This is a genomic window from Deinococcus rhizophilus, assembly GCF_030271215.1.
GTDB classification, from domain to species: Bacteria; Deinococcota; Deinococci; order Deinococcales; family Deinococcaceae; genus Deinococcus; species Deinococcus rhizophilus.
Genome location: NZ_JASNGB010000011.1, coordinates 1 through 24,863 on the forward strand (window position 1 = coordinate 1; position 24,863 = coordinate 24,863).

The window sequence follows — 24,863 nt, forward strand, 5'->3', positions numbered from 1 at the left end:
GGCGCGGGCAGGGCGGCCCCGCCCCCGCCCCGGCGCTGGGTGCCGAGCTGGTAGAAGGCGGCCTGCACGGGCGAGTGCGCCGTCTCACGGGCGCCGCCCCTCACCTCGTCGAAGTAGTCCCGCCAGGCCGGGTCCACACTTGTCGGGTCGGCCAGATACGCCTCGTACAGCCCCTCGATAAAGGCCGCGTTCGCGCCGGACATGATGGTCTGCGACTGCGTCATAACGCCTCCCAGCATACGCCCGCCCCGGCCCACCCTCCCGTGTGCCCCGCTGCCTGAACACCCCTGCCCCCACGGCGGTAACACGGAAGTTCTTCATGAGTCGGTGGGGACGGGGCCTTGGGGTGCCTGTCATCCCTATCAGGTGTCTAGACGGGTATGAAGGAAGACGCGAGGCCGTGGCAGGGCCCCCCAGGACCGCCGGACGCTCCGGCGGGGGCGGCCGCTGTGCCACACCCACACGGAGGAATCCCATGACCCGTTACCGTGACGACCGCCCCGACGACCGCTATGACGACCGCTATGACGACCGCCCAGACGGCCGCTACGACGACCGCGACATGACCAGTGACGACCGCGCCCGGATGCAGAGCGGGCGCGACCCACGCCCCGGCCAGGACGACCGCCGCGCCATGAGGGACCGCTTTCCGGACCGCTTCCAGGGCGGCGACGACCGCCGGGGCGAGCGGTACCTGTATGCCGACCGCTCAGGCATGGGCGGGGGCCTGGACGATGACCGCTCCGGCCCCCGCGGCTCCGGCCGGGAGCAGTACGGGCCGGACCAGTACGGCCGGGACCGGTACGGGCAGGGCGGCTTCCGCTCGTCCTCCTCCTCTTCCTTCCCCTCCGACGACCGCCGAATGCCGGGGGACAGGGCAGGCGACCGCTCTGGCCGCCAGACCTACGTGGCCGATCCGCAGGGCGACCTGGGCCGGGGCATGGGCGGCATGGAGGACCGCTACGGGCGCTCCTCGGTGGGCGGCATGGGCGGCCAGTACGGAGGCGGGCAGTACGGCCGATCGGGCGGCGGGCAGTATGGCGGCTCGTTCAGCTCCGGCGGGATGGGCGGCATGTCCGGCATGGAGAGCTACCGGGGCAGGGGGCCCAGGGGCTACCAGCGCAGCGACGACCGCATCCGCGAGATGGTGAACGACGCGCTTGAGGACGACGACTACGTGGACGCCAGCGACATCGAGGTGCAGGTGCAGGGCGGTGAGGTCACCCTGACCGGGACTGTGCGCGACCGCCAGCAAAAGCGCCGCGCCGAGGAAGCCGTCGAGCACCTGCGCGGCGTGCAGGACGTTCACAACCACCTGCGCGTGTCGCGGGGCGGGATGGGCCAGGGCAGCATGGGCCCGTCCGGGATCGGTCAGTCGGGGATGGGCCAGTCGGGGATGGCGTCGTCCGGCATGAGCGGCGACATGGACAGCCGGGGCATGGACACGTCCGGCATGGGGCAGACCAGCCTCGGCGGGTCCAGCCTGGGCCAGAGCAGCAGCGGCCTGGGCGGCAGCAGCACGGGCGGCATGGCCGGGAACACGCCGACCGGGATGGGCAGCGGCAGCGACTCCACGGTGGACCGCACGGGCAGCACCGGCTACACCTCGGAGACCGACACGCCGATGGGATCGCTGGGCAGCAGCGTGAACAGCGGCCGCGACGACGACCGCACCAACAAGTAACGCCGTCCCCACCTGCGCCTGAACCTTCCCTGACCGGGCCGCCGACCCTGCCGCAGCACCGGGGTCGGCGGCCCGGTCACCCCCACAGGAGCCCCATGACCCACGACGACCGCACCACCACCACCAGCACCGACCAGCCCGCCCTTCCCGACGACACGGGCAACGGCATGAGCGAGCGCTCCGGCCACTACGACGAGTCCGGGAGCGGCATGACCGACACGCCGACCTTTCCGGGCAACCCCGCCGCGCCGCTGGAGGTCCCCGGTTCCGGCGCCATCAACGACACCGAGACGACCTTCGGCACGGACGCCGGGGACGACAAGGGGACCTAGCGCAGTGCAAGGGGAGAGGATGTGCGCCCCGTTGGTCTGGGCGCCCCCTCACCCCTTGCTGCGCAAGGCCCTCTCCCACGAGGGGAGAGGATCGGAACAGCACTCATTCTTCTGTCAAACGCCCTCAACGCAGAACGCCAGAGTCAGGGAGCAGAGGGCCGACTTTGCCGCCCTCTGCTCCCTGCTCCTGAGGCCCTGTGTCTACCCCACCCGCACCCGGAAGCCGCGCAGCTCGTAGCCCTTGACCACCTCGTTGAAGGTCACGCGCGGCTCGGCGACGACCTCCAGGCCCTGCCACATCATCAGGCGGCGCAGGAACACGTCGGATTCCTTGATCGCCAGGAACGCGCCGGGACAGCGGTGGTGCCCGTCTCCGAAGGAGAGGACCGGGGCCGTCACCCCGCGCGGCAGGGGCCGGGCCGGGCAGAGGCTGGCGGCGTCCTCGCCCACCACCTCGCGGTCGAGGTTGGTCCCCTGGAGGTCGAGCGCGAGCAGGCTCCCGGCGGGGATGGTCTGGCCGCCCACGGTGAGCGGCTCCTCGGCCCGGCGGTAAAGGGTGTTCACGACGGGCTCTAAGCGCAGGATCTCGTGCAAGATGGCGTGCCGCTCGCTTTCCGTGCCGTGGACATATTGGGTCCGCAGCTCGGGGGTTCGCAGCAGGTGCCACGCCGCCACGCTGATGAATTCGCGGGTGGTCACCATGCCCGCCGTGCCGTAGGTGAGGCACTCGGTCATGATCTCCACGTCGCTGTACCCGCGCGAGAGCAGGTGCGAGATCAGGTCGTCGCCCGGCTCGCGGCGGCGGGCGGCGATGGCGGGCTTGACATCCAGCAGGTAAAAGAGGCCCAGGTTGGCCTGCTGGTGCAGCGACTCGGCGCGGCTGCCCCGGCGCTGGCTTCCCGGCTCGCTGTCGCCGCCGCCCTCCACGAAGGCGGTGATGCGCCGCTCCATGCCCGGCAGCAGGCTGTTCGTGAGCCCCACAACCTGCGCGGCGACCGTCACGGCGAGGTCGAGGCTGAGGTCGTCGAGGTTGGCCTCCCCCTTGCGGGCCAGCCGGGTCAGCAGCCTGTCCACGTGCCCGGCGATCATCGGGGCGTAGGTGTCCACCTGCTTGGGCGTGAAGTAGCGGGCGGTCGAGCGCCGCATCTCGTGGTGCTCCTCGCCCTCCGCGAACAGGACCGGAGCGCGGCCCAGGAAGGCCACGTCGCGCGTCATCTCCGACATGAAGCCCGCCTGCCGCACCCCCTCCGAGCGCAGGACCTCGCGGGCGGGGCCGAAGGCGTGCAGGCGGTAGACGCCGCCCGCCCCCACCTCCACTGCCGGAAGGTCGCGCGGGTCGGGTCCGGGGCGGCGGGTCAGAGCGCCAGTGTCACTGAACCCGAAGGGGCAGCGGGGGGTGTCGGGGGCAGATTCGGCAGTGGTCATGGGGTCATCTCCTGGGGGGTGGAAGGAAGCGGGAACCGCGCAGCCTGGGCGACGGCGGCGAGAGAGGGGGGCAAAGCAGAGCGGGCCCCGGGCGGCAGGGCAGCCAGGGCGGGGCCAGTCACTTCCCGCACCGTCTCCAGGGCTTCCTCCCAGAGCGCACGGCCCGCCGGGGTCACGGCGACGGTCACGCGCCGGGCGTCGGGGTCGTGGTGGCCGCGTGTGACGGCCCCCTGCCCCTCCAGCGCGGCCAGCACCCGGCTGACCTCGTAGCGGGGCACCCCCAGTTCGCGGGCGAGGGCGGCAGGCTGCGCGGTCCCGCCCTGCACGTAGGCCAGCGCGACAAACGAGCGCAGGTCCAGCCCGTGCCGCCCCCGCAACTCGGCCTCGCCCCGCTGGGTCAGGGCCTGCCACACGTCCCAGAGGGCCGTCAGAAAGGCCAGCTCGGGCGTGTGGAGGGGGTCCGGGTCGCGCACGCCTCCCAGGATGCTCTCCCCTCATGTGAGTTGTTGCGGAATGCAATCAACTCTGGGGGAGGGGAGATGGGTGGTGGGGTGGTTCCGGAGGCCCGGCGGCTCAACCGGGCTGTTTTCCCCCTCCCTCTCCCGGCTTGCCCTCGTGCCCGACGGCGAAAACGGCCTTGCTCGGTCAGCCTGAGCTGCCCAGCGAGCGTCGCCGGGAGTGGGGGTGCTCTCCCCAAATGCCCTAGCCTGCCCCCATGAGGGTCGCTGTCGCCGACGTGGGCACCAATTCCAGTCATCTCCTGATTGCCGAAGTGCGCGGCGAGGGGGGCGAGCCACGCGTGCTCGACGCCTTGAAGGACCGAACCCGCCTGGGCGATTGCCTCGACGCGGCGGGGAACCTGACTCCGGAAGGCGAGCGGCGGCTGCGCGAGGCCCTGACCCGCTTCCGCGACCTGGCAGCGGCGGCGGGGGTGGCCGAGGTGCAGGCTTACGCGACCTCCGCCCTGCGGGAAGCCCCCAACGGCCCGGAGGTCGCCGCCCGCGTGGGGGCCGAGGTGGGCGTCTATCCGGTCATCATCAGCGGGGAGCGCGAGGGCGAGCTGACGTACCTGGGGGCGGCGCACAGCGTGGAATTCGGGGCCGACAATGTGCTGCTGGACCTCGGCGGGGGCAGCCTGGAGTTTGCGCGGGGCGGGCCCCAGCGGGCGGCGGACGTGCTGAGCCTGCCGCTGGGCGCAATCCGGATGCGGCGGGCGCACCTGCACACCGACCCGCCCAGGGGGGCCGAGCTGCGGGCGCTGCGGGAGACGGTGCGGGCGGCGCTGGCCCCGCACGCGGAGCGCTTCCGGCCCGGTCCTGACACCCGCGTGATCTTGTCGAGCGGCACCGCCGAGGCCGCCGCGACGTTGCTGGCCGCGCGGGAGGGCGAGGCCCCCGAGCGGGTCAACGGCCTGAGCTTCACGGTGGCAGAACTGGGCACGGCGCTGGAACGGGTGCGGACCCTTCCGGCGGCGCGGCGGGCGCGGTTGCCGGGGCTGGAACGCCGGGCCGACACGGTGGTCGCGGGCTTCGCGGTGCTGCACGCGGCGCTGGAGGAACTGGGCGCACGGACCTTCACCGTCAGCGAGGGGGCCCTGCGCGAGGGCATGCTGACCCGCGAACTGGAGCGCACCGCCGCCTACGTCTCCGGCCTCAGCCCCCGGCAGCGCAGCGTGCTGGCGACCGCCGAGCGCTTCGGGGCCAATCTCGCCCATGCGCGGCAGGTGGCGTCTCTCGCGCAGACGCTCCTCGGCGGGCTGGAGGCGGCGGGCGAGTCCTTTCCCGCCGAGGCCCGCAGCCTGCTGACCGCCGCCGCCGGACTGCACGAGGTCGGGCAGATCGTGGCACAGAGCAGCCACCACAAGCACTCGGCGTACCTGATCCGGCACGCGGGGTTGCGCGGCTTCTCGCCCCGCGAGATAGAGCTGATCGCCCTCCTCGCCCGCTACCACCGCAAGAGCCTGCCCAAACCCTCGCACGCCGAATTCATGGCGCTGCCGCCCGAAGGCCGGGCCCTCGTCTCACGGCTGGCGGCGGTGTTGCGGGTCGCGGACGGCCTGGACCGCTCGCACGCGGGGCAGGCGCGGGTGCGGCACCTGGGCCGGGACGCCGGGGGCTGGACCCTGGAGGTGGAGGGCGCGACCCCCCTCGACCTGGAGGGCGAGGAGGCGAAGGCTGACCTGTGGACCCGCGAATTCGGCCCGCTGCGGGTGACCGTGGCCGGGCCCGTTATCCTCGGCGCATGACCGCCGACCCCTCCAGCGTGCCGCCCAACATCCTCAGCATCCAGTCGTGGGTGAGTTACGGGCACGTCGGCAACGCCGCCGCCGTCTTTCCGCTGCAGCGTCTGGGCTTCGAGGTGTGGGCCATCCACACGGTGCAGTTTTCCAACCACACCGGGTACGGGGCATGGACCGGGAGTGTCTTTCCGCCCGAGCACGTCGCGCAGATTATCGACGGGATCGAGGCGCGGGGGGCGCTGCCCTCGTGCGGCGCGGTCCTGAGCGGCTACATGGGGTCGGAGGGCACCGTGGACGCCGTCGTGGAGGCGGTGCGGCGGGTGCGGGCGGCGAACCCGGACGCCCTGTACTGCTGCGACCCGGTGATGGGCGACGTGGGGCGCGGCGTGTTCGTGCGGCCCGAGCTGCCGGACCTGATCCGCGAGCGGGCGATTCCCGGGGCCGACCTCGTGACCCCCAACCAGTTCGAGCTGGAACTGCTGACCGGGCGAACGGTGCGGACCCTGGACGACGCGCTGGACGCCGCCCGGCTCCTGCGCGGGCGACTGCGGGAGGGCGGTCCCCGCATCGTGGTGGTCACCAGTCTGGTGCGGGCGGAGGCCCCGGCCGACGCGATCGAGACGCTGGCCGTGACCCAGGAGGGTGCGTGGCTGTGCCGCACGCCGCTGCTGCCCCTCGACCCGCCGCGCAACGGGACCGGGGACGCCATCAGTGCCCTGTTCTTCGGCCAGTACCTGCGGGGCGGGGACGCGGGCGAGGCCCTCAGCCTCAGCATGAGCGCCCTCTACGCGCTGCTGGAGCTCACCCACCGCGCCGGGACCCGCGAGATTCAACTCGTGGCCGCGCAGGACGAATATGCCCGGCCCTCGCGGGTGTTTGCGGCGGAACGGGTGGGCTAATCCCCGGTCGCCACCAGCGCCGCCGCGATGGGTGCGTTGCTGGGCAGCCGCCGCGTCAGGTCGGCGGGCGCGACCCAGGCCAGGGCGCGGTGCTCCAGCGGACGGGGTTCGTCCGAGAGGAGGCGCAGCCGCAGCGCGACGAGGGCAAAGGGACCAATCGGCGTGTCGAGCCGCGAGCGGTAGACCTCCTCGCCAGCCTCGACCTCGGCCCCGAGTTCCTCGCGCCACTCGCGCACGAGGGCTCCTTCCAGCGCCTCCTCGCCCTCCACCCTGCCGCCGGGCCAGTGTCCATAAGAACAGGCCCAGAAGCCCGCCGCCCATGCCGGGGCCGACCGCGCTCCGACCAGCACCTTGCCGTCCCGCTCCAGAATGCCCGCCACGACCGTTCGCATGGGGGCAGTCTGGCGCAGGGGGAACGCGGCTGGACCCGGTACACTCCCCCCATGACTTACGAAAGCGTGCGCCTCTCCTGCGCGGGCGAGGTGGCGACCCTGACTCTCGCCCACCCGAAGGGCGCCTTTGGCCCGGCGACCTGGCGCGAGGTGCCCCAGGCCCTGCGCGAGCTGGGGGAAGCCCGCGTGCTGATCGTGCGCGGCGAGCGGCACTTCAGCGTGGGGCTGGACGTGGCGGCCACGGCCCCCGTGATCGGCGCGGCGCTGGGCGATCCGGCGAAGTTCCGCGCCGTGGTGGACGAGATGCACGCGGCGATCGAGGGACTGGCCGCGCTGCCGATTCCGGTCGTCGCCGCCGTCGACGGCTGGTGCATCGGCGCGGGACTGGAACTCGCCGCCGCGTGTGACCTGCGGCTGTGCAGCGCCGGAGCACGGTTCAGCCTGCCGGAAGTGAAACTTGGAATCACCGCCGACCTGGGCGGCCTTCAGCGCCTGCCCCATCTCATCGGGCGGGGGCGGACGGCGCACCTCGCGCTGACGGGGGAGCCTGTGGACGCGGCCACCGCCGAACGTTGGGGTCTGGTGACCGAGGTGCTGCCCGACGCGGACGCCCTGTATGCCCGCGCCGACGCCCTCGCCGCCCACCTCGCCGCACTGCCCCCGAAGGCGCTGGAGGGCACCAAGCGCACCCTGCAGGGCGGCCTCCCGCACGCCCAGAGCCTCGCCGCCGCCGTGGAGTGGAACGCGCGGCACATGACGGCGGAGGCGATGCTGAGCGCCCTCAAGAAAAGCTGACCGTCCCGGATTTTCTGTCCTACCTCAAAGGAGCCTCCCCATGACCCACCCCGCTGACCCCGCCACCACCTTCCGCCCCGACCTGCTCGCTGGCAAGCACGCCCTGATCACGGGCGGCGGCAGCGGCATCAACCTCGGCATCGCGCAGAGCTTCGCGGCGCATGGCTGCGCGGTGACCATCCTGGGCCGCAATCTGGAGAAGGCGCAGAACGCGGCCCGCGGCATCGAGGAGGCGGGGGGCCGAGCCCTGGGCGTCTCGGCCGACGTGCGCGACTTCGCGGCGCTGGAGGCGGCGGCGCAGGCGGGCGTGGAGATGTTCGGCCCGCTGGACATCGTGCTGGCGGGGGCGGCGGGGAACTTTCCGGCTCCGGTGGACGGCATTTCGCCCAATGGGTTCAAGACGGTCGTGGACATCGACCTGCTGGGCACCTTCAACACCATCAAGGCGTGTGCGCCGCACCTGCGCGTGCCCGGCGGCAACATCCTGAGCATCAGCGCCTACGGGGTGCCGGTGCCCATGCAGGCGCATGTGGTCGCGGCCAAGGCGGGGGTAGACGCCCTGACGCAGACGCTGGCGGTGGAGTGGGGCCTGCGAGGGGTGCGCGTCAACGCGATTATCCCCGGCCCCATCGACGGCACCGAGGGAATGGCCCGCCTCGCCCCCGACGAGCGGACCCGCGCCGCCTTTACCCGCACCGTGCCGCTGGGCCGTTTCGGGGTCCCGCAGGACATCGCCAACGCTGCGCTGTTTCTGGTGTCGGACGCGGCGAGCTACGTGACGGGCGTGATTCTCCCGGTGGACGGCGGCCAGAACATGCTGGGCGGGGCGCCGCAGTACCAGATGTACCTCCAGATGCAGGCAGGGGGCGCGGGCGGCCAGAAGGCGTAAAGCCCCGCACGCGCCCGCTATCCTGCCCCCTGTGCGCCGCGTCCTTGCCCTGCTTCTGCTGCTTCCTCCCCTGGGGGCACTCTCGCGGGCGCAGGCCCCGCAGCCCACCCCGGCCGTTCACGTCAGGCTGACCCGCTCGCCGGGCCTGGGCGCGGAGGTGCGGCAGGCGTTGTCGGACCTGCCGCAGGGGGTGCGCCTCGGCCTGCTGGTCCGTGACCTGGACACGGGCGAGGTGCTGGAGGCGCGGGGCGAGGGCCTGTCCCTGATTCCCGCGAGCACGGTCAAGCTGGTCACGGCGGCGACGGTGCTGCTGGACCGGGGCGACGCGGGCTGGTGGAGCACCGAGCTGACGGTGCCCGCCGGGGAGCAGGGACAGGCGCGGGTCACGCACCTGACGCTGCGGGGTGGGGGCGATCCCACCTTCAGCGCCTCGGACGGCCCCAACAGCCTGCGGGCGCTGGCGGGGCAGGCCCACGCCCGTGGGCTGCGTGAGGTCGGCGCGGTGCAACTGGACGGGGCGCGGCTCAACGCGGCGGCCTGGAACGGCCTCGTGCTGGGGGTCCCGATGACCGCCGTGCGCCTGACCGACTGGTCTGCCTCGCCCCCCGCGTCGGCGGCGCAGGCCCGCGCGTGGGCGGGTGCGGCTCTGGTCCGGGAACTGCGGCGGGCCGGGGTGCGGGTGCGCTCAGATGCGGTGGGGACGGCGCCCCGCTTCATCCCCCCCGTGCTGCCCCCCCGCCGGGACGGGCAGGGCCGCGTGTTGCCGCCTGATTCCCTGATTCCCGTGGAGCTGCGGCCCGGGCAGGCGGTCGCCTCCGTCCGCAGTGCGCGGCCCTTCCGGGTGCTGGCGGATGTCCTGCGCCCCAGCGACAACCTGCGCTCGGAGGAACTGCTCGCCAGCCTCGCCACTCATCCAGGCACCCTGACGCGGGCGCTGGGGCGCGAGTGGGCGGCGCTCCAGGGGCTGGGGGTGGACATGACGGGCGTGGCCCTCGCGGACGGCAGCGGCCTGAGCCGCGAGAACCGCCTGACCGCGCGGGCGCTCGTCGACCTGCTGGACGCGCTGTATGACGTGCCCTACGTGCGCGGCACCCCACGGGCCGAGTTGCCGGGGCAGACCTACCGGGCGCGGCGCAACGCCTTTGCCGAGGCGTTGCCGCAGGCGGGCACCGGGGGGGACAGGGCGGGGCGGGGGGGCACGCTCGCGCTGCGGCTGCAGGGCCGTGGGCTGGACGTGCGGGCCAAGACGGGCACGTTGCCGGGGGTCTCGGCGCTGGCGGGGTACGTGACGGCCCGGAGTGGGCGGGTGCTGGGCTTCGCCCTGCTGATGAATGGGCCGCGTGAGACGCCGATCCTGACCTTGCGGGCGGTGCAGGACGAGGTGGTGGCGGTGGTGGCGGGGCGGTACTGAGGGTGGGGGAGGGCGGCGGGGCAGATGCGCCGAACGGCTCGCCTGCCTGGAACGTGGGCTTGAGGGGCGGGGACATCGAGATCGGCTGACACAGGGAAAAGAGGGCTCTGGCAAGAGCAGAGCAGCGGCCACTCCCTCCCTCCTTGTGGGGGACTTGTATGAGCTGCTGGCAGAGGCTGGGAGGGGCGGGCGAAGCTCAGCCTCTTGCCTCTACGCTCACGCTCCCATCCGCAAATTCCAGCGTCAGCCGCTCTCCCGGCCCGGCCCCCGCCGCCCGCGTCACGGGCCTTCCCGCCTCATCCCGCACCAGCGCGTAGCCCCGTGCCAGGGTCCGCTCGGGGGTCAGGCCCAGCGCCTGGCGCATCAGGGCGTCGGTGTCCAGGCGGGCGGCGTCGGCCTGACGGCGGGCTGCCGACAGCAGGCGGTCGCGGGTGCGGCGGGTGTCGGCCCCGGCGTTCACGAGGGCTTCCCGGCCGCAGGCGCGGATGCGGCGGGCGTCCTCCCCGGCCTGCGCCGCTGCCGCCGCCACCGTCCGCACGATCAGGGCGGCGGCCTTGCTGGGGGTGTCGGTGCGGGTGTGGGCCACCTCGTCGGGGAGGGTGTCGTCGCGGGCGTGGCCCAGGCCAGTAACCACCGGAGCCGGAAAGGTCGCCAGCGCCCGCGCCACCGCGAGGTCGTTGAGCCACGCGAGGTCCGTCACCGCCCCGCCGCCGCGAATCACGACCAGCGCGTCCAGCGGCTCCTGATCGTGGGCGGCGCGGGCCTGGGCAATCGCCGCCGTCAGGCTCTCCGATGCCGCCGCCCCCTGAAAGGTCGCCTCCAGATACACGAAGTCCACCACACCCGCCGCCTCCAGCGCGTCCACCTCGCGCCGGAAGTCGCCCAGGCCCGCCGCCCCCTCGGGGCTGACGACCGCCACCCGCGCATAGTCGCTGGGCGCGGGGAGGGTGCGGTTCAGGGCGTAGACGCCCTCGCGCACCAGCGTCTCGCGCAGGGCGTCTTGCCGCAGGGCCGCGTCTCCCACGGTGAACTCGGGGGCCACGTCCAGCACGTTGAGAGAAAAGCCGTACTGCGCGTGGAATTCGGCGGTGCAAAACAGCAGCACCTTGAGTCCCGCCGTCAGGCCCCCGCCCCCGGTCGCCCGCCGGAACTTGCCCTCCAGCGCGTAGCGTTCGCGGGCCCACACGGTCGCGCGGCACTTGGCGACCTCCGCGCCGCCGCCAAATTGCACGAGGTCGAGGTAGAGATGGCGGCGGTCGGTGAGGCTGGCGATCTCTGCCCGCACCCACACGGCGCCCGGTACCCCCCGCGCGATCACCTGCTCGACGTAGCCCAGCACGTCCACGAGGTCGAGAAACTGCTCGGGTGGGCGGGCCGCGCCCTTCTTGCGGCGCCCCGTCACCGCCGCCCCATCACAGTTGCCCCGTCACGAGCGCACCGTCACAGCCGCTCTCCCGGCAGACGAGACGGCCCAGGGCGGCGGCCCCCACCCCCAGCCTCACCCCGTACCGCGCTGCCGCGCCCACCGCCCCGCCTGCCATCACCCACAGCCATGCGCTCACGGCCCCAGGGTACGCCGCCGCCGGGCGGGTAGTCTGTCCGCCATGATTCGCGCCCGCACCCTGAAAGGCCACGACCTCGACTGGCAGGGCGAGGTGCGGGGCGTGTGGGTGGATGCCCAGGGGGTCACCCCGGAGGAACTCGCCCGGCTGCGCTCGGCCTTCGGCCTCAATCCGCTGGCGGTGGAGGACGTGCTGGAGCGCGGGCACTGGAGCCGCGCCGAGGTCTACCCCGAACACGCCTTTCTCACCCTGCGCTCCTACGCCCGCCCGGAGGAGGCCGACGAGTTCACCGAGCGGGTCAGCGTCTTCGTGTTTCCGGAGGCGGTCCTGACCATGGGCCACGCCCCCACCCGCGCCCTGGAGGCCGTCTGGGGGCTGCTGGGCCGCGAGAGCGTGAACACGCCGCCCGAGATCACCTACGAGCTGCTCGACCACACCGCCGACACCTTCTTCGCGCTGGCCGACACGCTGGAAACGCGCATCGACGCCCTGGAGGAGCGGGTCTTCACGAACGCGGGCGAGAACCCGGTCGGGGACGTCTTCGATCTCAAGCACCTGCTGGCCCACGCCCGGCGTCTGGCCTCGGACGCCCGCGAGGCGGTGGGCCTGCTGGCCCGGCACGCCGACGGCCCGCCCGCCGATCTGGTGCGCTACCGCGACGCCCAGGACTCGTTTGCCCGCGTGTCCGGGCGGCTCGACACCCTGCGCGACCACCTCACCAGCCTGCTCGACCTGCACCTCAACCTCCAGAGCCAGCGCATGAACGAGGTGATGCGGACCCTGACCGCCGTGAGCGTGGTCTTCCTGCCGCTGACCTTTCTGGCGGGCGTGTGGGGCATGAACTTCGAACACATGCCCGAGCTGCCGCAGCCCTGGGGCTACGCGCTGGCGTGGGGCAGCTTCCTGCTGATCGGCGGACTGCTGGCCGCCTACTTCAAGCGGCGGGGGTGGTGGTGAGCTGTCCTCCCCGCGTGCCACAGTCCGGGCATGACGGTTCAGATTCGCCCACTGGGGCCCCAGGACACCGCCGCCTACTGGAACCTGCGTCTGGAAGCCCTCGAAGAGGCTCCGCTGGCCTTCGGCATGTCGGCCGGGGAACACCGGGGGACGACGCCGGAGGGCGAGGCCCGGCGACTTCTGGGGGGAACCGGCGAGGACTTCGTGCTGGGGGCCTTCCATGACGGGCAGCTCCGGGGCATGGTGGGCTTTGGCCGGAATTCCCGCCTGAAGATGCGGCACCGGGGCAGTGTCTGGGGCATGTACGTCGCGCCCGAGCTGCGGGGGCAGGGCACCGGACGGCAACTGATGCAGGCACTGATCGAACGGGTGAGGGACTCCCCCGGCCTCGACCGGCTGACGCTCTCGGTGACCACCGAGCAGACCGCCGCCCGGCAGCTCTACCGCTCGCTGGGCTTCGAGGTCTTCGGGCTGGAGCGCGACGCGCTGAGGGTCGGGGGGCGCTCGGTGGACGAGGAGCACCTGGTCCTCGCCCTGCGTTGAGGGTGGTGGGGGCTAAACCCGTTCCAGCGGTCGGTGAGGCTCCGGCGGCAGTTCTGCCCGCACGCTGTCGCCCGGACGCACCACGCCGCCCGTCAGCACGACCCCCATCACGCCTGCCTTGCGGACCAGCCCGCCGTGCTCGTCCCGCCCCAGCACCGCCGCGAGCAGGCCCGGCTGAAAGGCGTCGATCTGGCCGCAGGGGTTGCGCAGGCCCGTGACCTCCACCACCGCCTCCCCGCCCAGATGCAGCCGGGTGCCCGTCGGCAGGGTCAGCAGGTCCAGGCCGCGCGTGAGCACGTTCTCCCCCAGGTCGCCGGGCCGCACCGCGAAGCCCTGCCCGGCCAGCTCCTCCAGCAGTTCCGCGTGAATCAGGTGAACCTGCCGCCGGTTGGGCTGGTCCGGGTTCTGCGCCACCCGCGAGCGGTGCCGGACCGTGCGGCCCGCGTGCGCGTCGCCCTTCACGCCCAGCCCCGCGAGCAGGCGTACCTGCGGCTGCGGCACCTTGCTGAAGCCGTGGACCGGGCTGAGGTTGACCGCCGCCACCGCTCCCATCCAGGTGGGGCCGTTCACTCCAGCGCTCCCACTCCCGTCAGGTGCCGCCCCACGATCAACGTGTGGATGTCGTGGGTGCCCTCGTAGGTGTCCACCGTCTCCAGGTTGAGCATGTGCCGGATGACCGGATACTCGGTCGTGATGCCGTTGCCGCCCAGCAACTCGCGGGCCAGCCGTGCCCCCCCCAGGGCCACCCGCACGTTGTTGCGTTTGGCGAGGCTGACCTGCGCGTAGTTCATGCGGCCCGCGTCCTTCAATTGCCCCAGCCGCCAGGCCAGCAGCAGCCCCGCCGAGTGGTCGGTCGCCATCCGGACCAGCTTGTCCTGCACGAGCTGCCGCCCCGCGATGGGCTTGCCGAAGGTCGTGCGGCTCCCCGCATAGTCCAGCGCCGTCTGGAGGACGGCCTCCAGCGCCCCCATCGCCCCCCACGCGATCCCGAAGCGGGCCGAGGTCAGGCACGAGAGGGGCGACTTCAGGCCCCCCGAGCCGGGCAGCAGGTTCTCCGCCGGAATGCGGCAGTCCTCCAGCACGATTTCCCCCGTCACCGAGGCCCGCAGGCTCATCTTCCGCCTGATCTCGGGAGCGTGGAAACCCGGCGCGTCGGTGGGGACGATAAAGCCGCGCACCACGCCCTCATCGTCCTTGGCCCACACCACCGCGAGGTCGGCGGCGGGGGAATTGGTGATCCACATCTTGCTGCCGTTCAGGACGTACCCGTTTCCGTCCCGCCGGGCGCGGGTCCGCATCGCGCCGGGGTCGGAGCCGCCGTCGGGCTCGGTGAGGCCGAAGCAGCCGATCAGCTCGCCCGACGCGAGGCCGGGCAGGTACTTCCGCTTCTGCTCCTCGGAGCCGTACTCGTGGATGGGAAACATCACCAGGCTGCCCTGCACGCTGGCCGCCGACCGCAGGCCGCTGTCCACCCGCTCCAGCTCGTACATCATCGCGCCGTAGGCGCTGTAGCTCGTGCCCGCGCCGCCGTACGCCTCCGGGGTGGTCGGCCCCAGCAGGCCCATCGCCCCGAACTGCCGCATCACGTCGCGCACGGGCAGGGTGCCCGCGTCCCACCACTCGGCGATGTGCGGCATCAGTTCGGCATCGGCAAAGGCCCGCACGCTCTCGCGGATCAGTTTCTCGTCGGGGGAGAGGAGGTCGGAGACGGCGAATTCGTCGATCATGGGGGGCTCCAGGTGTGTGGCTCGTGGCGTGTGGGTTGTGGAGGAAGGGAACGGGCCGAGTCTACGCGCCGGGCAGCCAGTAGACGCGGCGGGCGTTGGCGTCGGTCACGCGCTCCAGCTCGGCGGGGTCCATCCCACGCAGCCCCGCGACGAATTCCAGCGTGTGGCGCACGTAGCCGGGGCGGTTGGGCTTGCCGCGTTTGGGGACCGGGGCCAGGAAGGGGGCGTCCGTCTCCAGCAGCAGGCGGTCCAGGGGCACCATGCGGGCGGCCTCCTGAATCTCGCGGGCCGTCTTGTAGGTCGTGTTCCCCGCGAAGCCGAAGTACGCGCCGCGCTCCATCCCAAAAGCCAGCAGCCCCGCGTGCCCGGAAAAGCAGTGCAGGATGACGGGTTGATCCGGCCACGCCGCGAGCACGTCCATCACCCCCCGGTGGGCCGAGTCCTGCCCGGCCTTGTCCCGCACGTGAATCACCAGCGGCTTGCCCACCCGCGCGGCGACGCCCAGTTGCCACTCGAAGGCGGAGAGCTGCCCTTGCCGCCGCGTGTCGTCCCAGTAGTCGTCCAGGCCGCTCTCGCCGATGCCCACCACCCGGGGATGCAGGGCGAGGGCTTCGAGGTCAGTGCGGGCGTCGGGCGAGTCGTCCTCAATGCTTGTCGGGTGCAGCCCCACCGTGGCCCACACGTCGGGGAACTGCTCGGCGAGCGCCACCGCCTTTCGCGCATGTTCCGGCCCCGCGCCGATGCAGACCATCCCGGTCAGGCCCAGTTCCCCCCGCGCCGAGGCGGGGTCGTCCATGTAGTCGAGGTGGCAGTGGGTGTCGATCATGCCCAAGAGGGTACGCGCTGGGGGCCACGGGGAACCTCCCCACCCGCCACGCCGTACCCTGCCCTATGGACTACCGCCTCTTTCCCGAAGTCACCGAGGAACGCACCGCCGCTGGCCTGAAGCTGCAGGTCGTGGAGTACGAGGCCCGGCCCGCCTACCCGCCGCTGGAAGGCTACCTGGAGCCGGTCAACCGCCCGGCGCGGTCGCGGCAACTGGCGATTCACACCGACGGGGCGGGGACCGTCACCCTGGAGCCGGGAGCGCTGCAGTACCTGCGCGGCGAGATCGAGATGGAAGCGACCCGCAGCGGGGGCGGCGGCCTCGGCGGGTTCCTGCGCGGGGCGGTCACGGCGGCGGCGAGCGGCGAGGGCCTCTACAAGACGGCCTACCGGGGCGCGGGCGTGATCTACACCGAACCCACCGGGCTGCATTTCCTGCTGGACGAACTGACCGGCGAGGACCTGATCGTGGACGACGGGGCCTTTGTCGCCTGCGCGGGCGAGATTACCGTGGGGCGGCACGTCAACGCCGGATTCGCGGCGGCGGTCGGCAGCGGCGAGGGCCGGGTGCAGCCCAAACTGTCGGGCCGGGGCCTCTTCGCCCTGCAAAGCCCGGTCCCGCCCGCCGAGTTCCAGGTGATCGACCTCCAGAACGAGACGCTGAAGGTGGACGGCAACCTCGTGCTGGCGTACACCGGGGGCCTGACCTTCAGCGTGGAGCGCAGCAGCCGGGGCCTGATGGGCAGCGGGCGCACGGGCGAGGGGTTCGTGCAGGCGTACCGGGGCAGCGGGCGGGTGTGGCTGACGCCCACGCTGCCGCTGTACCGTCCGGCGCTGCCCTCGGTGCTGCCGGGGTAAGCGTCCTCACCCCCGTCAGGAGAATGCCACCACTCTCATGAGGGGAGGGCGCTAGAGTGCCCGCGTGCTGAGAACCGGGGTGTACGCGCTGATCGCGCTGGCGTTGTTCGCGCTGGTGTTCTCGCGGATGCCGTCCTCGGGGGCCGGGCCCGAGACGGGCGCACGGCTGAGCGGGGTTGAGCTGAGCCTCTACCCGGCCCGCGATCCCGGGGCGGTGTGGCGCTTCTCGGCCGAGCGGGTGGTCAGCGATCCCCTGCGCGGGGAGACGCGCCTGACAGGTCTCTCGGACGGTGGGCGCTGGCTGACCCCGGTGGGCGGCGGTGACCCGGTCCTCGACGCCACGCTAGACGCCCCCGACCTCACCATCGACGCGCAGGACAACCTGCTGACCCGTCAGGCGCGGGTCACGCTGGTGCAGCAGTGTGCCCAGATCGACCTGCGCGGCACCCGCGAGCGGCCCGTGCGGGTCGAGCAGGGGTCGGGCTTCAGCGCTCCGGTCGCCCAGGTCGATTCGCCCGCGCTGGAGGGCCGCATCACCGAGTTGCAGATGACCTTTGACTTCAACGTCCAGAACTCGGGCGAGGATTCCAACTTCCAGATTCCGCTGGACGCCACCGAGACCTGCGAGAACGGCAGACGCGTGCCGCTCGCGGCCACCACAGGAGAACCGACATGAACAAACGCACTGCCCTGATTCTGGCCCTCGCCGTCACGCCCGTCCTCGCGCAGACCGCTGCTGACAAGCGCCTCATCAATATCCAGGGAGCGCCGCGCGGCGACCTGCGCAACGGCCCGCTGACCTTTACCGGCAGCCCGGTCAAGGCGACCGTCAGCTCGCTGCAGATTCAGGCCAAGCAGGCGACCCTGGCTGCGCCCGCCGGGACACCCCTGACCAATGCCAAGGGCAAGCGCACCGCCAGCTTCAGCGACGACATCACCGTGAGCCGGGGCCGCCTGACCGCCCGGGGGGACAAGCTGGCTTACAGCGAGGTCAGCGGCCAGGGCGTGATGAGCGGCAACGCGCGGGCGACCTTCGTGCCCGACGACAAGTCCAGCGGCGACACGGTGGAAATCCGCGCCGGGCAGATGAGCCTCGACGTGGACAACAACGTCTCGACCTCCACCGGGAACGTGACCCTGAAAAACGGCATCCAGAGCGGCAAGGCCGACAAGCTGGTCTTCGACGAGGACCGCGAACTCGCCCAGCTGACCGGCAACCCCACCCTGACCCGCGCCGCGAAGGGCAACCAGAAGGAACTCACCATGACCGGGCAGGAGGTCCGCGCCCGCACCGCCGAGAAGACGCTGTACGTGCGCGGCGGCGTGCGGCTGGTGCAGGGCACCCTGACGACCACCGGCAACGCGGTGTACTACGACGACAAGAAGAACGTCGCCTACGTGGTCGGCAACGCGGTGAGCGTGGACTCCAAGACCAAGGTGACCGTCCGCGCCCCCGCGAGCGGCGCCCTGGAGCAGCGCACCGACCTGGGCCGCGTGCGGGCGCTGAACACCGCCTACAAGATTCCCACCGAGCAGTTCAAGCTGCGCGGCGAGTAAGGGAGCCTCAGGCCGTGCCCCGCCGCCCCCTGCTGCTGACGCTGACCCTGCTGCTGGGGGTGGCCCTTCCGGCCGTCACGCACGCGCAGGAGACGCCCCCCGCCGCGCCGCCCACCGGGAGCCCGCCCGCCGGGCCCCGGACCCCGGCCGCGCCGCCTGAGACGACCGAGCTGGGGGACACGGCGCCCCCCGCCGGGACCGAGACCTCCAGCCTGGAACTCGTACGCCGGGGGGGCGACGGGCAGGAGCGGCGCATCCGCATCGTGCGGACGGGGACCGACGACACGACCGGGGTGTTCGTGATTTGCAGTCCCCTCGACGACGAGCCGGAAGGGTCCCCCAACGTGGCCGTCTTCTCCGAGTCGGGGTCGGGCGGCGTGCAGATCACCATCGACCAGAACCAGATCCGGGTGCCCCTCGCCCTCGTGACCCAGCGTCCCGCCGCCGAGGGAGAGGGCAGTGATGGACGCATTGAGGCGAGTGCAGGCACGGCCCGCTTTCTGGACGAGGTCCCCGAAGGTCAGACGGACCGTCTCACCCGTTGTGGGGTGGAGGCCACGCCCCAGCCCGCGCCCGACACCGTGCTCGTCACCCAGGGCCGCACCGAGCTCAGGGGCCAGAAGCTCGTCTACGACGAGACGGACGGCGTCGCCCGCATCGACGGCCCGATCACCTTCACCCGCCCCGGCGAGGACGGCCCACTGACCGGCCAGAGCGAACGCATCGAGGTGGAGGTGGACACCGAGAAAACCGTGCTGATCGGCGCGGTGGTCCTGAACAGTCCCGACGGCCGCGTGAGCCGCGCCGCCCGCGTGGAGTACGACGACGGGGCCAACCTCGCCCGCCTGATCGGCAGTACCGAGCAGCCCGCCGAGAGCTCCCTGCGCGGGGACGTGCTGCGGGCCGGAGAGCTGCTGTACGACCTCGAACGCAACGAGGTGGTCGCCCGCGCCCCGGAGGGCGGCACCATCACCGGGGAGTTTCAGGACGGCGAGGAAACCTCTGCCCCCACGACAGCACCCCGCACCCCGTAGGTCCCAGCCCCCCGAGCGGGGGCTTGTTCACGGCAGGTTTTCCCAGAACGCCCGAACCGCCCCTATCACGATTTCGGGCCGCTCCAGATGGACGTAATGGCCGGGGTGATCCACCCACACCGCCCGGCTGCGGCCCGACAGGGTGAGCCACTCCAGATGCCGGGCGTGGCGGGTGCGAAAGCGGGCGTCCAGTTGCGCCTGGGTGCGGCCCGGCGCCTCGGCGGGGGTGGCCGGGCGCTCCGGCGCGATCAGCAGCAGGGGAAGGTCCCCCAGCACCCCCGGCGCCACTTCCTCCGGGCCGAAGGAGGTCAGGGCCAGCGGCTCCGGCAGGGGCACGGGCGGCGGGGCGGTGAGGGGAGGCGGGGTCGGGTCCAGCAGCACCAGGCCGCCCACCCGCCCCGGTCGCCGCCGGGCATAGGTGGAGGCGATCATCCCGCCCAGCGAGTGGCCCACCAGGACAGGGGGGCGCGAGGCCCGGAGCGTGTCCAGCACGACGTCCAGCTCCGCATACACGTCCGTCCAGGTGTGAGGGTGGGCCGGAGGGGGGCTGTTCCCGGTGCCTGCCCGGTCACAGGCCGCGACCCGCGTCCACCGGGCCAGGGCCGGGGCGATACCGGGCCGCGTCTCGCCCTCCAGACCGCGCCAGTGCGGCCGCGCTTCCCCCGGCACTGGGACCGTCCACCACCACGCGGCGGGGTCACCCAGGCCGGAGAGGAGGACGAGGGCGGGCTCTCCCTCTCCCTGCTCCCGCAGCACAGACGCCGCCTAGCCCAGCACCTTCTCCCCGCTCTCCCGCAGCACGGCAGCACTGGCCTCCAGCCCCTCACGTTCCTGGGGGGTCAGCACGGGCGTCAGGGTGGCTTCCACCCCCCGCGCCCCCACGATGCGCGGCAGGCTGAGGCTCACGCCGTACTCGGGGGTGGGGGCGCTGACGGTCAGGACGGCGCGGCGGTCGTCCAGAATGGCCTCGGCGATGCGGGCAAGCGCCGCCCCGATGCCGTAGTAGGTGGCCCGCTTCCCGCCGATGATCGCGGCGGCGGCGTCGCGGGTGCCGATGTCGATCTCGCCCTGCACCCCGGGGGTCCACTCCCGCCCGCGCGAGCGCATGAAGTCTGCCACCGGCAGGCCCGCCACCGCCGCCGTGCTCCAGGCCAGCACCTCACTGTCGCCGTGCTCGCCCAGCACGTAGCCGTGGACATGGGTGGCGTCCACCCCCGCCCGTTCCGCGATCAGGTGCCGGAAGCGGGCCGAGTCCAGCACCGTGCCCGACCCCAGCACCGGCTGGTCCGGCGCGAGCCGCCCGGCGAGGTCGGTCAGGATGTCGACCGGGTTGGTGGCGATCAGCAGCACGGCGTCCGGGGCATGCTGCGACACCTGCGGGATCACCTCGCGGAAGATGGCCGCGTTCTTCTCCAGCAGGTCGAGGCGGCTCTCGCCGGGCTGCTGGTTGGCCCCCGCCGCGACCACCACGACCCGGCAACCAGGGAGCGCCGCGTAGCCCCCGCTGCTGACCCGGGTGCCGTGGCTGATGGGGGCGGCGTGGGCGATGTCCTGGGCTTCCGCCTCGGCGCGGGCCTCGTCCTTGTCCACCAGCACGAGGTCGCTGCACGAGCCGCGCAGGGTCAGGGCGTAGGCGGCGGTGGCCCCCACCAGCCCCGAGCCGACGACCCCGACTTTCACCTCGTACCTCCCGGCAGCCGGACGGTCAGCACCGGCACCGGGCTGCGGGCGACCAGCTTCTCGGCGCTGCTGCCCAGGAAGAAGTGCTCCAGCGCCCCTTTCGAGTGCGTGCCCACCACGATCAGGTCGGCCCCCCAGTGCTCGGCGGCATCCAGCACCCCGGTCACCGGGTCGCCCACCAGCAGTTCGGCCTCCTCGTCGGGGGCGGCGAGGATCCGCAGGCGCTGGCTGCCCTCCTCCTCCAGCGTGTGCAGCAGCGCGGGGTCCAGCGCCGCCGGGGTCACGCCGCCCATCAGGTCGGGGGCAGCAGTCACGCGGGCGTCGGTGACATGCACCAGTCGCCGCAGCGCGTCCGGAAAGCGCAGGCGGGCCACCGCGAGGGCGTGGTCCGCCGCCGCCGAGAAATCGGTGCCGATCAACACACGGCGAAAGGGCGTGCCGCTCGTGTCCGTGGAGAAGGAGGCAGGCTCGGTCATGCCTGGACGCTACACCCGCCCCCCAGCACGCGCCCACTTTCTGAAGGCGGGGTAAAGCCCGGGGGGAAGCGGCGCGGGCCAGACTGTTCCATGCACCTGCAAAGCCTGGGCGCGGCCCTCACCGTCACCGGAAGCGCCCACCTGCTGGAGACGCGCGGCGGCCCGGTCCTGATCGACTGCGGCATGTTTCAAGGCGGCGACGAGCTGGAGGCCCGCAACCGCGAGCCTTTCCCCTTCGACCCCGCCGACCTTCAGGCGGTGCTGCTCACCCACGCGCACCTCGACCATATCGGGCGGCTGCCGCTGCTGGTGCGGCAGGGGTTCCGGGGGCCGGTGTACTGCACGCCCCCGACCGCGGCCCTGGCCGAGACGGTGCTGCTCGACTCGGCCCGCCTTCAGGTGGAAGGCTACCGTCAGGACCTGCGCCGTGCCCGCCGCACCGGGCGCGAGGACGAGGTGCCCGGACCCCTCTACGACGAGGAAGACGTGCACCGCACCCTGGCCCTGCTGCGGCCCGCTTTCGAGTTCGGGGAGACATTGAAGGTCGGTCGCCTGCGCGTCACGCCGGGGCGGGCGGGGCACATCCTGGGGAGTGCCTACCTGCTGCTGGAGGACGGCGACGCGCGGGTGATCCTGTCCGGCGATCTGGGCAACCGCGAGAGCGGCCTGCAACTCGACTTCGCCCCGCCGCCCCACGCCGACGCGGTGGTCACCGAGTCCACCTACGCCGACCACCGCCACCGCTCGCTGCAGGGAACCCTGGCCGAGCTGCGCGACACCCTGCGCCAGAGCGTGCGGGCCGGGGGCAAGATCCTGATTCCGTCGTTTGCCATCGAGCGCACGCAGTTCATCCTCTCGGAACTGAGGAACTTGATGGAGGCGGGCGAGGTGCCGCGCATCCCGGTCTTTCTGGACTCCCCGATGGCGTCGCGGGCCACCCACGCCTATTTCGAGTTCGGCGATGAACTGATCCCGCCCGTCCGCGAGGCCCTGCAGCGGGGCGACGACCCCTTCCGGCCCTCGACCCTGCACACGGTCCTGACCGGCGAGGAGTCCCAGCGCCTCAACCGCTACGACGGCCCGGCGATCATCCTGGCCGGAAACGGGATGATGACCGGCGGGCGCATCCAGCACCACCTCAAGCACCACCTCTGGAAGCCGTCCACCAGCCTGATTATCGTGAGCTACCAGTCTCCGTCCAGCCTGGGGGGGCGTCTGATCGCGGGCGCGGACACCGTCCGCATCATGGGCGAGGAGATCGCCGTCCGCGCCCAGATTCACACCATCGGTGGCTTTTCCGCCCACGCCGATCAGGACGACCTGCTGGCCTTTCTGGACGCGGCCGGGCAGCCCCGCGTGTGGCTGGTCCACGGCGAGCCGGAGGTCATGGAAGCCTTCCTGCCCGTGCTGGAGGCCCGTGGCCTGAGCGCCAACCTGGTGCCCGACCGGGGGCGGGTGGACCTGCTGACCACCGCCTTTCCGGGAGGCCGTCCGCCGGGGATACCCGGGTCAGACGGAAGGGTGCGGCGGCCCGAGGAGTAACTAGCCCCCTGGGGGCCGCACCCGCCGCAGCAGTGCCGCGTAGACCTCGGCGGTGGCGCGGGCATCCTCCAGGGCGTCGTGGGCCTGGTACTCGACCCCGAAATACTCCGCGAGGTCGTCCAGCGCCGTCCCCACCTTGCGCGGCAGCAGCCCGGCGTGAATCAGGAACTGCGCGGCGACCTTGGTGTCCACCTGCCCGTGCCGGAACACGCGGCCGAGGTCAGGCAGCAGCGGGCGCAGGAACCCCAGGTCAAAGCCGAAGTTGTGCCCCCCCAGCATCACCCGTCCCTCCCCGGCGGCGTAGGTGCGGATGGCGTCGGCCACGGCCTCCGGGGCCTGGGCCTCGGCGTGGTGGGCCCCGAGGTCGATGCCGTTGACCGCCATCGCTTCCTCCTCCACGTCGTAGGTGTCGTGGCGCACCCGCAGGTGCAGGGGCCGGGTGACCTCGCCCGCCGGGGTCAGGGTGACCAGGCCGACCGTCAGCAGCGGATGGCGCCGGGAGTCACGGCCCCCCGTCTCGGTGTCCAGAAAGATGATGGGCTGGGTCAGCCCGGCGAGGCGCGGCGGCGAATCGGGTGAGGAGGGCGGCGGGGCCATGCTCCAGCGTGTCACGGGTGCGGGCTGCCGGGGACTACACAAGCTTTCACCGTCACCCGCTACGCTGAGGGAGATGAAGCGCCTCCTGATGCCCCTCGCCCTGCCCCTCCTGCTCGCGGCCTGCTCGGGCGGCACCCTGGAAGGGGTTCAGACCTTCGACTACAAGGGAAGCGACCACCGCACCGGCTCGCTGGTCTACGCCGAGACGCCCCCGGCGGGCGGCGCCCACAACGCCATGTGGCAGAACTGCGGGGTCTACGACCAGCCCCTCTACAACGAGTACGCCGTCCACAGCATGGAACACGGCGCCGTGTGGGTGACCTACCGCCCCGACCTCCCGGCGGCGGAGGTGGCGGCCCTGAAGGAGCTGATTGAAGGGCGGCCCTACACCCTGCTCAGCCCGTACCCGGGCCTCTCCAGCCCCATCGCCATGAGCGCCTGGAACGCCCAGCTCACCGCCGACAGCGCCGCCGACGAGCGCCTGACGCCCTTCCTCGACAAGTACGAGCAGGGCGCGACCGCCCCCGAACGCGGCGCGGCCTGCTCGGGAGGTTACGGGGGAACGCGGTAAGGGGCGGGGTCAGCCCTCCTCGCCCGTCGCCACCGGCCGCGCGTCGTCGCTGACCCAGTCGCTCCATGACCCGGCATAGAGGCGGTTGTCCGGTCCCAGCGGCACGCCCGCCAGCTCCCGCGCGAGCAGGTTGGGGGTGGCCGAAACGCCGCTGCCGCAGTAGGTGACCGTGGGAGCCTCGCCCACGCCCAGCCGCCCCGCCTGCGCCGCCGCGTCCCGCCAGTGGCCGTGCCCGTCGAGCGCCCCGGCCCACTCGCGGTTCACGGCCCCGGGAATATGTCCGGCCTTGCGGTCCAGCGGCTCGACCTCGCCCCGGTAGCGGGCGGGGGCACGGGCGTCGATCAGCCGGGTGCCCGCCTCCCGGTTTGCCACGTCCTCGGCGGTGGCGACCATGTCAGGCTGCACGTCCGGGGTGAAGGTGGTGGGCGCGTGCTCAGGCTCTGGCGTGCCCGCCTCGCCCCCCGCCGCGAGGTAGGCGGGCCAGCCGCCGTCCAGCACGTACACCTCGCGGTGCCCCAGCCAGCGCAGCAGCCACCACGCCCGCGCCGCGTAGAAGCCCTGCCCGGTGCCCGGGTCGTCGTAGGCCACCACCACGCTGTCGTTGCCGATACCCACCCGGCCCAGCCACGCCGCGAGCGCCCCCGGCTCCGGCAGCGGGTGCCGTCCGCCTGCCCCGTCCGGCCGCACCGGGCCGCTGAGGTCCGTCTCCAGATCGGCGTAAATCGCGCCGGGCACCTGCCCCTCCAGGTAGGCGATGCGCCCCACCAGGGGATCGGTCAGGGCGTAGCGGCAGTCGAGGACGCGCAGGTGGGAATCGCCCAGATGCTCCAGCAGCCACGCGGCGGTCTTCGGCGGTGAAGCGGTCATG

The 24,863-nt window shown here is 72.7% G+C and carries 29 protein-coding genes; 15 read left to right on the forward strand and 14 right to left on the reverse strand.

Annotation, left to right across the window (positions count from 1 at the left end; translation table 11 throughout):
- On the reverse strand, positions 1 to 224 hold a 224-nt coding region (locus QOL99_RS02700), incomplete at its 3' end, for a 2-oxoglutarate dehydrogenase E1 subunit family protein (protein WP_285521075.1).
- 251 nt (positions 225 to 475) lie between these two features.
- Here QOL99_RS02700 and QOL99_RS02705 point away from each other — a divergent pair.
- Positions 476 to 1,684: a BON domain-containing protein gene (locus tag QOL99_RS02705; RefSeq protein WP_285521076.1), complete on the forward strand. Its 1,209-nt coding sequence runs from the start codon at positions 476 to 478 to the stop codon at positions 1,682 to 1,684.
- 95 nt (positions 1,685 to 1,779) lie between these two features.
- Complete coding sequence (locus QOL99_RS02710; RefSeq protein WP_285521077.1) at positions 1,780 to 2,016, forward strand: hypothetical protein; 237 nt, start codon at positions 1,780 to 1,782, stop codon at positions 2,014 to 2,016.
- Positions 2,017 to 2,217: 201 nt separating this feature from the next.
- Here QOL99_RS02710 and QOL99_RS02715 read toward each other — a convergent pair whose 3' ends face one another.
- Together QOL99_RS02715 and QOL99_RS02720 are read right to left on the reverse strand one after the other, a co-directional pair.
- A complete protein-coding gene (locus QOL99_RS02715) occupies positions 2,218 to 3,441 on the reverse strand; it encodes a cytochrome P450 (RefSeq protein ID WP_285521078.1) in 1,224 nt (407 codons plus the stop codon).
- Positions 3,438 to 3,914 carry a MarR family winged helix-turn-helix transcriptional regulator gene (locus QOL99_RS02720; RefSeq protein ID WP_285521079.1) on the reverse strand — a complete coding sequence of 159 codons (477 nt, stop codon included), beginning with the start codon at positions 3,912 to 3,914 and terminating at the stop codon, positions 3,438 to 3,440. Before QOL99_RS02720 ends, QOL99_RS02715 begins: the two co-directional genes overlap by 4 nt.
- A gap of 242 nt (positions 3,915 to 4,156) precedes the next feature.
- On the opposite strand from QOL99_RS02720, the gene QOL99_RS02725 reads away from it, so the two are divergent.
- Positions 4,157 to 5,686 carry a Ppx/GppA phosphatase family protein gene (locus QOL99_RS02725; protein WP_285521080.1) on the forward strand — a complete coding sequence of 510 codons (1,530 nt, stop codon included), beginning with the start codon at positions 4,157 to 4,159 and terminating at the stop codon, positions 5,684 to 5,686.
- A complete protein-coding gene (pdxY, locus tag QOL99_RS02730; RefSeq protein ID WP_285521081.1) occupies positions 5,683 to 6,579 on the forward strand; it encodes a pyridoxal kinase PdxY in 897 nt (298 codons plus the stop codon). The genes QOL99_RS02725 and pdxY overlap by 4 nt, the downstream gene beginning before the upstream one ends.
- On the opposite strand, the gene QOL99_RS02735 is transcribed toward pdxY, so the two are convergent.
- Complete coding sequence (locus QOL99_RS02735) at positions 6,576 to 6,971, reverse strand: NUDIX domain-containing protein (protein WP_285521082.1); 396 nt, start codon at positions 6,969 to 6,971, stop codon at positions 6,576 to 6,578. The two genes, pdxY and QOL99_RS02735, sit on opposite strands and share 4 nt — an antisense overlap.
- 51 nt (positions 6,972 to 7,022) lie before the next feature.
- On the opposite strand from QOL99_RS02735, the gene QOL99_RS02740 reads away from it, so the two are divergent.
- Genes QOL99_RS02740 through QOL99_RS02750 form a run of 3 tightly spaced genes read left to right on the forward strand, consistent with a single transcriptional unit; the run spans position 7,023 to position 10,066 of the window.
- The gene (locus QOL99_RS02740) at positions 7,023 to 7,766 is read left to right on the forward strand and encodes an enoyl-CoA hydratase-related protein (protein ID WP_285521083.1); all 744 of its coding nucleotides are present in this window, start codon (positions 7,023 to 7,025) and stop codon (positions 7,764 to 7,766) included.
- A gap of 40 nt (positions 7,767 to 7,806) precedes the next feature.
- Positions 7,807 to 8,655 (forward strand): SDR family oxidoreductase, encoded by an 849-nt coding sequence (locus QOL99_RS02745; protein ID WP_285521084.1) that lies wholly within the window; start codon positions 7,807 to 7,809, stop codon positions 8,653 to 8,655.
- A gap of 31 nt (positions 8,656 to 8,686) precedes the next feature.
- Positions 8,687 to 10,066: a D-alanyl-D-alanine carboxypeptidase gene (locus tag QOL99_RS02750; protein ID WP_285521085.1), complete on the forward strand. Its 1,380-nt coding sequence runs from the start codon at positions 8,687 to 8,689 to the stop codon at positions 10,064 to 10,066.
- Between the two features lie 196 nt (positions 10,067 to 10,262).
- Here the strand turns inward: QOL99_RS02750 and xseA are convergent, their stop codons facing one another.
- On the reverse strand, positions 10,263 to 11,468 hold the full coding sequence (gene xseA, locus QOL99_RS02755) for an exodeoxyribonuclease VII large subunit (protein WP_285521086.1): 1,206 nt from the start codon (positions 11,466 to 11,468) through the stop codon (positions 10,263 to 10,265).
- Positions 11,469 to 11,478: 10 nt separating this feature from the next.
- Positions 11,479 to 11,628, reverse strand: a complete 150-nt coding sequence (locus tag QOL99_RS02760) for a hypothetical protein (protein ID WP_285521087.1) — start codon at positions 11,626 to 11,628, stop codon at positions 11,479 to 11,481.
- A 42-nt stretch (positions 11,629 to 11,670) separates the two neighbouring features.
- On the opposite strand from QOL99_RS02760, the gene QOL99_RS02765 reads away from it, so the two are divergent.
- Both QOL99_RS02765 and QOL99_RS02770 read left to right on the forward strand, forming a co-directional pair.
- Positions 11,671 to 12,585 (forward strand): magnesium transporter CorA family protein, encoded by a 915-nt coding sequence (locus QOL99_RS02765; RefSeq protein ID WP_285521088.1) that lies wholly within the window; start codon positions 11,671 to 11,673, stop codon positions 12,583 to 12,585.
- Positions 12,586 to 12,615: 30 nt separating this feature from the next.
- The gene (locus QOL99_RS02770; RefSeq protein ID WP_285521089.1) at positions 12,616 to 13,128 is read left to right on the forward strand and encodes a GNAT family N-acetyltransferase; all 513 of its coding nucleotides are present in this window, start codon (positions 12,616 to 12,618) and stop codon (positions 13,126 to 13,128) included.
- A gap of 12 nt (positions 13,129 to 13,140) precedes the next feature.
- On the opposite strand, the gene QOL99_RS02775 is transcribed toward QOL99_RS02770, so the two are convergent.
- The 3 genes from QOL99_RS02775 to QOL99_RS02785 form a co-directional block, all read right to left on the reverse strand.
- Entirely contained in the window at positions 13,141 to 13,698 is a 558-nt protein-coding gene (locus QOL99_RS02775) for an MOSC domain-containing protein (protein WP_285521090.1), read from the reverse strand.
- Complete coding sequence (locus QOL99_RS02780; protein WP_285521091.1) at positions 13,695 to 14,855, reverse strand: acyl-CoA dehydrogenase family protein; 1,161 nt, start codon at positions 14,853 to 14,855, stop codon at positions 13,695 to 13,697. Before QOL99_RS02780 ends, QOL99_RS02775 begins: the two co-directional genes overlap by 4 nt.
- Before the next feature lie 61 nt (positions 14,856 to 14,916).
- On the reverse strand, positions 14,917 to 15,681 hold the full coding sequence (locus QOL99_RS02785; RefSeq protein ID WP_285521092.1) for a TatD family hydrolase: 765 nt from the start codon (positions 15,679 to 15,681) through the stop codon (positions 14,917 to 14,919).
- A gap of 65 nt (positions 15,682 to 15,746) precedes the next feature.
- On the opposite strand from QOL99_RS02785, the gene QOL99_RS02790 reads away from it, so the two are divergent.
- From QOL99_RS02790 to QOL99_RS02805, 4 genes are all read left to right on the forward strand, one after another.
- Positions 15,747 to 16,538: an AIM24 family protein gene (locus tag QOL99_RS02790; RefSeq protein WP_285521093.1), complete on the forward strand. Its 792-nt coding sequence runs from the start codon at positions 15,747 to 15,749 to the stop codon at positions 16,536 to 16,538.
- A 64-nt stretch (positions 16,539 to 16,602) separates the two neighbouring features.
- The gene (locus tag QOL99_RS02795; RefSeq protein WP_285521094.1) at positions 16,603 to 17,214 is read left to right on the forward strand and encodes a hypothetical protein; all 612 of its coding nucleotides are present in this window, start codon (positions 16,603 to 16,605) and stop codon (positions 17,212 to 17,214) included.
- Positions 17,211 to 18,095 carry an LptA/OstA family protein gene (locus QOL99_RS02800; RefSeq protein ID WP_285521095.1) on the forward strand — a complete coding sequence of 295 codons (885 nt, stop codon included), beginning with the start codon at positions 17,211 to 17,213 and terminating at the stop codon, positions 18,093 to 18,095. Before QOL99_RS02795 ends, QOL99_RS02800 begins: the two co-directional genes overlap by 4 nt.
- A 14-nt stretch (positions 18,096 to 18,109) precedes the next feature.
- The gene (locus QOL99_RS02805; RefSeq protein WP_285521096.1) at positions 18,110 to 19,129 is read left to right on the forward strand and encodes an LptA/OstA family protein; all 1,020 of its coding nucleotides are present in this window, start codon (positions 18,110 to 18,112) and stop codon (positions 19,127 to 19,129) included.
- A gap of 27 nt (positions 19,130 to 19,156) precedes the next feature.
- Here QOL99_RS02805 and QOL99_RS02810 read toward each other — a convergent pair whose 3' ends face one another.
- Genes QOL99_RS02810 through QOL99_RS02820 form a run of 3 tightly spaced genes read right to left on the reverse strand, consistent with a single transcriptional unit; the run spans position 19,157 to position 21,285 of the window.
- The gene (locus QOL99_RS02810) at positions 19,157 to 19,885 is read right to left on the reverse strand and encodes an alpha/beta fold hydrolase (RefSeq protein ID WP_285521097.1); all 729 of its coding nucleotides are present in this window, start codon (positions 19,883 to 19,885) and stop codon (positions 19,157 to 19,159) included.
- Positions 19,886 to 19,894: 9 nt separating this feature from the next.
- Positions 19,895 to 20,809 carry an L-lactate dehydrogenase gene (locus tag QOL99_RS02815; protein WP_285521098.1) on the reverse strand — a complete coding sequence of 305 codons (915 nt, stop codon included), beginning with the start codon at positions 20,807 to 20,809 and terminating at the stop codon, positions 19,895 to 19,897.
- The gene (locus QOL99_RS02820) at positions 20,806 to 21,285 is read right to left on the reverse strand and encodes a universal stress protein (RefSeq protein ID WP_285521099.1); all 480 of its coding nucleotides are present in this window, start codon (positions 21,283 to 21,285) and stop codon (positions 20,806 to 20,808) included. The genes QOL99_RS02815 and QOL99_RS02820 overlap by 4 nt, the downstream gene beginning before the upstream one ends.
- Positions 21,286 to 21,375: 90 nt before the next feature.
- Here QOL99_RS02820 and QOL99_RS02825 point away from each other — a divergent pair, with 90 nt between their 5' ends.
- Positions 21,376 to 22,827 carry an MBL fold metallo-hydrolase RNA specificity domain-containing protein gene (locus QOL99_RS02825; RefSeq protein WP_285521100.1) on the forward strand — a complete coding sequence of 484 codons (1,452 nt, stop codon included), beginning with the start codon at positions 21,376 to 21,378 and terminating at the stop codon, positions 22,825 to 22,827.
- On the opposite strand, the gene QOL99_RS02830 is transcribed toward QOL99_RS02825, so the two are convergent.
- Positions 22,828 to 23,424: a 3'-5' exonuclease gene (locus QOL99_RS02830; RefSeq protein WP_285521101.1), complete on the reverse strand. Its 597-nt coding sequence runs from the start codon at positions 23,422 to 23,424 to the stop codon at positions 22,828 to 22,830.
- 73 nt (positions 23,425 to 23,497) lie between these two features.
- On the opposite strand from QOL99_RS02830, the gene QOL99_RS02835 reads away from it, so the two are divergent.
- Complete coding sequence (locus QOL99_RS02835; RefSeq protein ID WP_285521102.1) at positions 23,498 to 23,995, forward strand: DUF3105 domain-containing protein; 498 nt, start codon at positions 23,498 to 23,500, stop codon at positions 23,993 to 23,995.
- Positions 23,996 to 24,004: 9 nt separating this feature from the next.
- On the opposite strand, the gene QOL99_RS02840 is transcribed toward QOL99_RS02835, so the two are convergent.
- Positions 24,005 to 24,862 (reverse strand): sulfurtransferase, encoded by an 858-nt coding sequence (locus QOL99_RS02840; protein WP_285521103.1) that lies wholly within the window; start codon positions 24,860 to 24,862, stop codon positions 24,005 to 24,007.
- Position 24,863: the final 1 nt, after the last annotated feature.